This is a genomic window from Calothrix anomala FACHB-343 (assembly GCF_014696435.1).
GTDB lineage: Bacteria > Cyanobacteriota > Cyanobacteriia > Cyanobacteriales > Nostocaceae > Aulosira > Aulosira anomala_A.
The window spans coordinates 23,611-33,783 of the sequence record NZ_JACJQG010000091.1 but is presented as its reverse complement, the minus strand read 5'-3'; the positions used below and the strand labels follow the sequence as shown (position 1 = coordinate 33,783).

Below are 10,173 nucleotides of genomic sequence, written 5' to 3'. Positions count from 1 at the left end.
GGGGGCAGGGGGCAGGGGGCAAGGGGGCAGGGAGTAGGGAGCAGGGAAGGGGAATTTTCTTGATAGTTTTTTGGAAGTTGTGTCTGTTGCGATTGGGTTTTAAGCAACTAGGTAATTTAGTTGTTAGACAAAACTATTAAGTAATTTTATGTACCAAGTTAATCAAAATCAGGTAGTTAATTCAGCTTCTCATAATCGCCCCAGGTTGGCGTTGACGTTGGGAGATCCGGCGGGAATTGGTGCGGAGGTGATTTTAAAGGCTTTGGCTGATTTCGATTGGTGGCAAAATTATGATGTGACGATAATCGGTAGTTTAGATTTATTGAACAAAATTTACATAAATTTGCCCGTGAGCGATCGCATTACGTTGGCAAATCCAGCCAATTTATCTGTGATTGATGTGCCATTACCAGCAGATATTCAAGATGAAATTATCATCGGCACTGGAAATAAAGCGAGTGGTGCGGCGAGTTTTGCTTATATGGAATATGCGATCGCGCAAACGTTAGCTGGTAAATTTGATGGTATTGTTACGGCTCCCATTGCCAAATCGGCTTGGAAGGCTGCTGGCTACGATTATCCCGGACAAACGGAACTTTTAGCCCAAAAATCGGGTGTGGAGCGCTTTGGGATGTTATTTGTAGCGCGATCGCCTTATACTAATTGGACGTTGCGTACTTTATTGGCTACTACACATATTCCCCTTTGTCAAGTATCCAAGACGCTGACACCGCAATTATTAACAAAGAAGCTGGATTTGCTGGTGGATTGTTTAGAGCAAGATTTTGGCATTGAAAATGGGAAAATAGCGATCGCGGGTTTAAATCCCCACAGTGGCGAACAGGGACAATTGGGAACAGAAGAAATCGATTGGTTAATTCCCTGGCTAGAACAAGAACGACAAAACCGTCCCCAGTGGCAGCTAGAAGGGCCTATTCCACCTGATACGATGTGGGTAAAGCCTGGTCAAGCTTGGTATGGCAACGGTCAAAGTCAAAATTCAGCTGATGGTTATTTAGCACTGTACCACGACCAAGGTTTAATTCCGGTGAAATTGATGGCTTTTGACCGCGCTGTTAATACTACGATTGGTCTTCCTTTTGTTAGGACTTCACCGGATCATGGTACGGCTTTTGATATTGCGGGTAAGGGAATTGCCGATCCTACGAGTATGAAAGCTGCAATTGAGTTAGGCGCGGAGTTGGTGAGGCAAAGGAGTCAATAGGCATTGGGCATTGGGCATTGGGCATGGGGCATTGGGCATGGGGCATTGGGCAAAAGTCAAATAGAATTCTTAATTTTGAATTTTGAATTTTGAATTTTGAATTTTGAATTATTTGTCCCCCTTGTCCCCCTTCCCTTGTCCCCTAGCCCCTATTTCCCGCTAACGCGATCGCAATTTGTCCTCAGATGTACAAAAGTGCGATCGCTGTTTGCTATATTAATAATGGGATAATCTGGCGGCAAGAGCGGAGAATCCTACCAAAGATCCAAATAAGCCGACTACCCAACCTTGATGCACGTGGAGTAAATCTACAGTAGCGGCGGCGGGAAAATGTCCTTCTGGTGCATTAGCTGTAAAATTAAGGTCGGAGTAAAATCGCCACTGATTATTGACGCGCCAGCCGATGCGATCGCCAAATTGAGTCCATGTTTGATAATCACCATCAGCTTCACTGCACATATTTTCCCAAATGCGCTTTTGCACGCTAAAACCGAAGCGTCCTTGGCTATATTTCACCCACAGCTGGTCGATAATCCAAAGGTCAGTATAGGGAAATTTGTTAATCGCAGCAATATCTAACCAACCGGCTGTTTCTCTGCGCGCTATTTTTAGCATCAGGGTGACAGTTTCTCGTTCTGCGCCTTTCCAATCACCAGCAGCTAATAATGCGGATAATTGCTGGTAGTTGACTTTGGATTCGGAACTGAGGTAATCGCTAGGTGGTTCGGTAATGGTGACAGTTGACTGATGTTGGGGTTGTGCCAGGATATTTACAGGGGAATCATAAATAGAAGCTTGTGTATCGCTACCTGCCAAATATTCAGCTATGCTAACAATGCTATTTGAATTATGATGATTGGCACTATTCTCTAACTTATTGGTGCGTATCCACAGTTGCTCTAATTTGGCTAGTTCCTGGCTATGAGTTGCTTCTTTTGGAGATAAATTCAGATCTTGAGAAGCAATTTCCGCTAAATTAGCATACTTATTGACAATAATCTTTGGCGATCGCGCGGCTTGACTATTAATTTGAGGCGTTTGCAGGGGATACTTATAATGTGTCAATAGTTCTGGCACGCGGAAATTGAGGTATTGCTGCAAACGTTTTACAGTGGCGCATTGTCCCTGAATGCCTAATCCTTCTAAGATTGCCTGAGTAAATACACCTTGTTGAATTGTATCAATTTCTGCCGATGTTTCATCGGGACGACAAGATAAGATACTGATGATTCCGGCTTTATCGGCTAACTGTTGTGTTTGTGATCCAAATCCGCCATGATTGGGTTGCTGCTGGCGACAAGCATCTAAAATCATGACAATATTTTCACAGCCAGAATTGCGGAAGCATTCTGTCAGATATTGTAGAGAGATGCCTGTATTAGCAATATCATCTGGATGACCATCGGCAAGCATGAGGTAATCCTGTTGAGCATGTATCATCCCATGACCGCTAAAGAAAAACCAGAAGTTATCTTCTGGTTCTAAAAAGGGATGCGCAAATAACTTTTGGATAAATTGTAATAAATTAGGGCGATGGGGATTAGGTGAGTCATCCGCAAATAAAAAAACTCGCTCGAAACCTATATCATTGTGAAGCAAATTCTGCATTAACTTTGCATCCCGCCGGGCATATTTAAGCGGTTGCAAGAAGTTATAATCATTAATACCAATAACTAAAGCCCAGTTTTTAACCATCTCAGTTTAGATTATTGCCAGTGCAAGTAGAGTTTGCCCATCCTAACTCAGTCATCTCAGGAATTATCCTGAAAGTAATTCCACCTTAACCAGTAATTACAAATCTTAAGGTTGAGAATCGGAATACTTTGTATTTCCTGCTACATATATGAGACAAACAACTCTTTCTACGGCTAGAATTTCAAGGTTTCCGGACTAAAAGCTGATAATTAGGCGTGTAAAATTCAATTCTTGATTGGCGATCGCAAACAGGGAAATAATACTTATGGTTAATTTTGCACATACACAAACTGCATAGATATTGTTGTGTATGTGCGTAGCCTTGATAAATGGGGGATTAACGCGAAATTATGATAATTTAGCTGTAAATGGAGATGAGCTTTAATTAACGAACCTGGGGATTTGTCGAGAACTATAAGGATGAGGAAATTACCAATCTACGTAGCGGTAATGTAAATTAGGAAAAATAATACTCGTATTTTCTCAAGCAGGGGAATAAAGTTAACTTAATTCAATCTTGGTTGCCGTCAAACTGTGCTATTTAAATGGAGGTAGTATCATTGCCGGGATTGTTTATCTGTATTATTGGGCAAATTGTATTCATTTTTGGACAATAGCCGATTAGTAGTTATCACGACAACAACTAACATCAAAAGCTGAACTTGCCAAGGTGCTAAAACCAAGCTCAAAATGAAGCAAATAAAGCCAAATACACCAGCTATATAAGCAATTTCATCGTGAGACTGCTTAACGAAATAGCCGGTTAATAATGCAGTACACAGTGGAACTAAGAAAAACAAAGCCATTTCTACTAACCTCTAAAATCAAAAGCGCAACGTTAGATATAAACAGATAAAAAGAGATTTTGGCATTGTGGTTAATTTTACATCGCCCCAGCTTTGAGAAACAACTGGCTATGTAAAATAACGGTGTAAAAAATCAAGATTTGATAATCATCTGATAAATTAGCTTAACACTATATGCTTGGATGGGAAGAACGATCTAGCATATTACCTACAGAACAAGCGTTTTCTACTTAGACACCAAATGCTGAACATTCCTCAATTACTGGCAACTGAATTAGAGCTTAAACCTTATCAGGTGCAAAATGCGCTGGAACTTTTAGCAGAAGGTGCAACAATTCCTTTTATTGCACGTTACCGCAAAGAGCGCACCGGCGAAATGGATGAAGTTCAATTGCGGGACTTATCCGATAGGTATACATACTTAACTGAACTGGAAGAAAGAAAGGCGGTAATTTTAAATGCGATCGCTAATCAAGGTAAGCTGACTGATGAATTAAAAGCACAAATTACATCTTGTTTACAAAAAACTGAACTTGAGGATTTATACTTACCTTATCGACCAAAGCGTCGCACTCGTGCCACTATCGCTAGAGAGAAAAATTTAGAACCATTGGCGGAGTTGATTAAATCCCTGAATGTGAAAAATCCTGTCTCTGCTTCCTTAGAAACAGAAGCAACGAAATATATTTCGGAAACTCTAGGGGTAAAATCTGCGGAAGAAGCGTTGAAAGGCGCGGCGGATATTTTAGCGGAAGAAATAGCCGAAAAAGCGGATTCGAGAGCATATATCCGCGATTATCTGTTAGAGTCGGGTGTGTTTATCTCCTGGATTAAAGATGAACATCCCGAAGGGACAACAAAATTTGAAATGTACCGCAATTACCAAGCTAAGGTACCAAATATCGCACCTCATAATATTTTGGCGTTGTGTCGCGGTGAAGCAGAAGGAATCTTAAATTTTGAAATTTCCTTTGATGAAGATGCGGTACTTGGTTATCTGGAAGCAAAAGAAATTAAAACCAAAGTGCGCGCCATTCGCGAATTTTATCAAGCAACAATTAAAGATGCATTTAACCGCTTAATGAAAGCATCTTTAATGGGGGAAGTTATCGCCGAAAAGAAAACCTATGCTGATATTGAATCGATCAAAACCTTTGAAACTAATTTACGAGAACTTCTATTATCTGCACCAGCAGGAATGAAACCTACTTTGGCAATCGATCCAGGTTTTAGAACTGGGTGTAAAGTAGCAGTATTAGATCAAACTGGCAAGTTTTTAGAATACCAAGCTGTGTTTCCCCATCAAGCAGCAGAACAACGGACAAAAGCAGCGCAAACTATCAAGAATTTGCTAGAAAAATACAAAATCGAATTAATCGCCATTGGTAACGGTACAGCTTCCCGCGAAACTGATGAATTTGTCACTCAAGTACTGCAAACGATGGAACGCAAACCGATTAAAGTCATGGTAAATGAATCGGGTGCATCTATATATTCTGCTAGCAAAGTCGCCTTAGAAGAATTCCCCGATTTAGATATTACCGTGCGCGGTGCGATTAGTATTGGTCGGCGATTACAAGATCCTTTGGCGGAATTGGTGAAAATCGATCCAAAATCTATTGGTGTGGGACAATATCAACATGATGTTGACCAAAAATTGCTGAAGAAAAAATTGGATGAAACAGTAGAAAGCTGCGTTAACTATGTCGGTGTGGATTTAAATACAGCTTCTAAAGAACTTTTAACTTTTGTTTCGGGAATTACCCCAGCAGTCGCCAATAATATAGTTACCTATCGCAACGAGAATGGCGCGTTTAAAAATCGTCGTCAATTGTTAAAGGTACCAAAACTAGGGCCGAAAGCTTTTGAACAAGCAGCCGGATTTTTGCGCATTCGTAACGGTGAAAACCCTTTGGATAATACAGCCGTCCATCCTGAGAGTTATGCTGTAGTCCAGGCGATCGCATCTGACCTCAGCCTACCATTAAATCAGGTTACCCAAATCGCCGCCAAATTGCCAAAAGCTAACCTAAAGAAATACGTCACCGATACTGTAGGGGAACCGACACTGCGCGACATCCTCAAGGAACTAGAAAAACCCGGTAGAGATCCTCGTGCTGAGTTTAAGTATGCCACTTTCAAAGCAGGAATTACCGAAATCAAAGATTTAGAAGTGGGGATGGAATTAGAAGGTATCGTTACCAATGTCGCTAACTTTGGTGCGTTTGTCGATATCGGCGTACATCAGGATGGTTTGGTGCATATCTCTCAATTAGCTGATAGATTTGTTGACGATCCGAAAAAGATTGTCAAAGTCGGACAAGTTGTCAAAGTCAGGGTGTTAGAAGTGAATGAGAAATTAAAGCGGATTAGTTTATCGATGAAAGCAGCGATGAAGCGGTAACAAAGCCTTAAATTATTATGAGTAATGAGAAAATGTAGCTAAAGATAGAGTTAAGCTGTGAGAATGCAGATTTTACAAAGGTTTTAATGATGACTACAGCTAACTCTCGACCTGTGGCGATAACCGTAATTTGCATTATTGGCTTCATTGGTTTAATTCCTTCTTTTCTACTGATTTTCTCGCCGGTAGCAGCTGGAATTGGTGCTTGGTATCCTCCGTTTTTAGCCTTAGCATCAGTCGGTGGTTTGATATCTTTCGTCGGTATGTGGCTGATGAAGAAGTGGGGTGTTTACGCCTATATTGGATTGACAATGATGAGCCAAATTGTACTCATCACCAAAGGCGTCTGGAATCCTTTAGCGCTTCTGATTCCTCTGATTGTTATTATTATTGGCTGGACTAATCTCAAAAATATGTCCTAAGCACAGTTTTGCATAATATCGTGGTTGATTGAGACGGGAATTTTTAACGCAAAGATTCGCAGAGAAAAAGCGAGGAATTGATTAAGTTTTGTAATGGGAAAAATCCGACGACATTGCCAATGGGAGTTTATCAAGTTCGACTGATTAATCAAACAATAGGTTTAGATCGTACTATTCAAGTACCAGACGATCAATATATTCTTGATATTGCCGAAGATAATGGTATTCGCCTACCCTCTGGGTGTAAACAAGGCGAATGTTCTGCTTGTGTGGCTAAACTTATCAGTGGTGAAGTGGATCAAAGCGAACAGAAATTTCTCCGTTCCCAAGAAATAGCATCTGGCTATGTTGTTACTTGTGTGACTTATCCTCGTTCGGATTGCACTTTAGAAACTCATCAAGAACAGGTTTTATATCAGTCTTCGCTTTATTATCAGCAATAACTTGTTGTCATTTTTTGAACATACAGCATATTTCAGGTAAATGAGTTACGCGCTTCAGGGCATGGCAGTGCCAGTGCCCCTACAATCAACGATTATCTGTACCTCACCAACTGGCAATCTGCTGTATATCTCCCATAATATCTAATTGTGGAAAATATCTGTCTCTAGTTCTGAACATTAAATTTTACTTATATATAAACTAAATTCTTTAGCTCGTCGCTCATCGTTGTATTTTTAATATTTTCTTTATAAATGAACGCTGACATAATTATCCAATATAAAAACAGATTTTAGCAGAAAATCATCAAATAGTAAAATTAAAACCACATATTTCAGCCAAATGGTAGAACGACAATCTACCCTCATATTGATGTTCTGACAGATTATTTAATTCAAGATAGTGAAAGTAAGTTCACATTATCAATAATCTGTTTGTGAGGTAAAAATAATGCTAAGTCCAGTGTTAACAGCAATAGCTACAGCCTTAAGCTTGCTAATAGTTGATTTAGTGGTTCCCGGCGTTAATATTGCTAATTTCCCCGCAGCTATAATTGCAGCGTTAGTTATTGGCTTAGTTAATGGTACGGTCAAGCCTGTTCTTTCTACTTTATCTTTACCACTTAATTTCTTAAGCTTTGGTGCTTTTTCTCTAGTGGTTAACGGTATTTGTTTTGCCATAGCTGCTGCATTAGTTCCCGGTTTTTCTGCCCACGGAATTATTGCTTTTATACTTGGGCCAGTAATTCTGTCTTTTGCTAACACCTTCATTAACAACTACTTTGCCGAAAAGAATTTAGCATTAGGCAGTGGAGATGTGAATAATAAGACTCAATTACCTTCTAGCTAAATATGATTTAAGCTATCTCTGTGCTAGATATTAGTCATCGAATTAATGCCTGCGATAGATTTGATAATTCGATGACAGTCATACAAATGTAAGTAAACTAAGCAAACATTAGAATCAAAACCATGAAATTAACTCGCTTACTTCTCGGTCTGTTGATACCTCCAGTTGGAGTATTTCTCGAAGTCGGTGTTGGCCCTACTTTATTTATCAACATTTTACTGACACTGTTAGGTTGGCTTCCTGGTAGTATCCATGCTGTTTGGGTTATCGCCAAGCATGACGAACAATTTAATAGACAATACTAGGGGTTAGGGGAAGAGATTTTCTCTTTATTAGACTTCTTGCATAAATATTTTGGCGTTGTTGAGTATTCGTTTGAAAATCTCACGCAAAGACGCAAAGAAGAACGCGAAAGTTAAAACTTTTGCAAGAGGTCTATTTACTAGTTTGCAAATGAAGCTGGGTTGAATACAAAATCAAACAAAATATTGGTAATGGGTTTTTGGTGTATTTCATCTTTCCCATTACCAATTTTTATGGCGCTGTGTCAGTTGTTTTTGGTAAGAGTTTAATAGTTGATGGAAAATTTAACAAACAATGAGCCGATTTCAGTGCATCACAAGGCTATAAAATTTTTATAAATTGGCTATGGGTATGGTGAAAAACTTCCAATGCCCAATGCCCAATGCCCAATACCCAATACCCAATGCCCAAATAACGAATTATGAGTATTAAAAGAGTATTAGAACCAGAAGTAATGGACTCAATAGAAGAATCTGTTGCTTATGACGCGATGGATTTTTCGGAGGTAAATACAGCTTTTGCGAAAGAAGCGATCGCACTCTGCCCCCAAGCACAAGCTAAAATTTTAGATGTGGGTACTGGCCCTGGTCAAATTCCTGTGTTAATCTGTCAAATGCAACCACAATGGCAGGTAACAGCGATTGACTTAGCTGCAACTATGTTGGAAATTGCTGCACAACATGTAGAAAAAGCTGGTTTGCAAGCACAAATTAATCTAGAATTAGTCGATGCCAAAAAATTACCATATTCAGATGCACAATTTGATATGGTAATTTCCAATAGTTTAATTCACCATTTACCCGATCCTTTACCATTCTTGTTGGAACTTAAGCGAGTGGTAAAACCTCACGGGGGAATTTTGATCAGAGATTTATTTCGTCCTGCGGATGAAGCGACAATTAACGATCTAGTTAACAGTATCGGGGGAGAATTTAACGCCATGCAGATAAAATGCTTCCGCGATTCTCTCTATGCAGCTTTTACTCTTGATGAAGTGAGAGAGTTATTTTCTCAAGCTGGGTTATCAGATGTCAAAATTTATCAAAATTCTCATCGCCATTGGACGGCGGAAAGGATTTGGAGTCAAAGTTAAGGGCGGGTTTTTTAACCCGTCCCCAGTTACTTCATCGATTACAATTAGCCACGAGGAAGTTTTGGTTGATCAGAATGATCTTTGTCTTTAAACAAATCAGCTGCAGCTAAAAGTACCTCTCTTAAAGTCTGTTTTAGCTGACGTTCTTTTCTTGCGATCGCACTTCCAGCTTCTCCTAGTTTATCATCGAGCTGCGATCGCTTTTGTTCTACTTGGGCTGCAATATTTTCCGCTTGGGGACGCGCCTGATTATACCAGTGTTTAGCGTCTTCTAAATAATTTTGTACTTCCTCAGAACGTCCCCCATAACGCGCCGCTAAATTAGCGCGAACAATCGCCAACTGTGCTTGCAATTGTGCATAGCGTTTCTTTAACAAAGCTGCTTCTTCGCTATCTTTAATCCCGTTAATTACAGAATCAAGGACAGTTTTTGTACTCGTAGAAGTTTCCTTTCCTGTCTCTTCAATTTCTGCCAGAATTACATCTACATCTTTTTGCAGTTGTTCTTCTTCGCTATCTAATTGCGACTGTAATCTTTTAATTTCCGTTTGCGTTTTCGCAATATTTTCGTGGCGTTGGCTATTGACTCCTTCTAACACGCCTTCAATCGAAGCTGTCACCTCTTCTTTGATTTCGCTACCACGTTCTTGCACAGTTTCCATCACAGCCGAAACCGCATCCTTAACAATAGTCCGCAGTTCTAGAGAACCCGCCTTAAATTCCGATGCTACCTGAGAAACAGCAGCTTTGACAATTTCCCGAATGCGATCGCTTCTCAATTGTCCAGTTGCTTTAGCTTGTTGTAGGTCAGTTTGAATTTTTTCTTTGATATTGTTACTCATTTTCAATTCTGGGTATTTAGCTAATAAAATTTTCTAGACATCATCCTCTATCGTCATTATGACGTAGCCTTTTTCAAGCAAACACTTCCTTTA

General features: G+C 39.9%; 10 protein-coding genes. 7 read left to right on the top strand and 3 right to left on the bottom strand.

The window, feature by feature from the left end:
- Window positions 1–148 precede the first annotated feature (148 nt).
- Window positions 149–1,225: a 4-hydroxythreonine-4-phosphate dehydrogenase PdxA gene (pdxA, locus tag H6G08_RS33280; RefSeq protein WP_190551017.1), complete on the top strand. Its 1,077-nt coding sequence runs from the start codon at window positions 149–151 to the stop codon at window positions 1,223–1,225.
- Between the two features lie 216 nt (window positions 1,226–1,441).
- Here the strand turns inward: pdxA and H6G08_RS33275 are convergent, their stop codons facing one another.
- Entirely contained in the window at window positions 1,442–2,920 is a 1,479-nt protein-coding gene (locus tag H6G08_RS33275; RefSeq protein ID WP_190551015.1) for a GUN4 domain-containing protein, read from the bottom strand.
- A 557-nt stretch (window positions 2,921–3,477) separates the two neighbouring features.
- Window positions 3,478–3,726 carry a hypothetical protein gene (locus tag H6G08_RS33270; RefSeq protein ID WP_190551013.1) on the bottom strand — a complete coding sequence of 83 codons (249 nt, stop codon included), beginning with the start codon at window positions 3,724–3,726 and terminating at the stop codon, window positions 3,478–3,480.
- A gap of 241 nt (window positions 3,727–3,967) precedes the next feature.
- On the opposite strand from H6G08_RS33270, the gene H6G08_RS33265 reads away from it, so the two are divergent.
- The 6 genes from H6G08_RS33265 (at window position 3,968) to H6G08_RS33240 (ending at window position 9,238) form a co-directional block, all read left to right on the top strand.
- Window positions 3,968–6,130, top strand: coding sequence for a Tex family protein (locus H6G08_RS33265; RefSeq protein ID WP_190551012.1), 2,163 nt, complete (start codon window positions 3,968–3,970; stop codon window positions 6,128–6,130).
- An 89-nt stretch (window positions 6,131–6,219) separates the two neighbouring features.
- A complete protein-coding gene (locus tag H6G08_RS33260; protein ID WP_190551011.1) occupies window positions 6,220–6,552 on the top strand; it encodes a hypothetical protein in 333 nt (110 codons plus the stop codon).
- 119 nt (window positions 6,553–6,671) lie between these two features.
- On the top strand, window positions 6,672–6,995 hold the full coding sequence (locus tag H6G08_RS33255; RefSeq protein WP_190551010.1) for a 2Fe-2S iron-sulfur cluster-binding protein: 324 nt from the start codon (window positions 6,672–6,674) through the stop codon (window positions 6,993–6,995).
- Window positions 6,996–7,443: 448 nt separating this feature from the next.
- On the top strand, window positions 7,444–7,842 hold the full coding sequence (locus tag H6G08_RS33250) for a phage holin family protein (protein WP_190551009.1): 399 nt from the start codon (window positions 7,444–7,446) through the stop codon (window positions 7,840–7,842).
- Between the two features lie 122 nt (window positions 7,843–7,964).
- Window positions 7,965–8,147 (top strand): YqaE/Pmp3 family membrane protein, encoded by a 183-nt coding sequence (locus tag H6G08_RS33245; protein ID WP_190551008.1) that lies wholly within the window; start codon window positions 7,965–7,967, stop codon window positions 8,145–8,147.
- A gap of 425 nt (window positions 8,148–8,572) precedes the next feature.
- Window positions 8,573–9,238 carry a class I SAM-dependent methyltransferase gene (locus tag H6G08_RS33240; protein WP_190551023.1) on the top strand — a complete coding sequence of 222 codons (666 nt, stop codon included), beginning with the start codon at window positions 8,573–8,575 and terminating at the stop codon, window positions 9,236–9,238.
- 44 nt (window positions 9,239–9,282) lie between these two features.
- Here the strand turns inward: H6G08_RS33240 and H6G08_RS33235 are convergent, their stop codons facing one another.
- The gene (locus H6G08_RS33235; protein WP_190551007.1) at window positions 9,283–10,080 is read right to left on the bottom strand and encodes a histidine kinase; all 798 of its coding nucleotides are present in this window, start codon (window positions 10,078–10,080) and stop codon (window positions 9,283–9,285) included.
- Window positions 10,081–10,173: the final 93 nt, after the last annotated feature.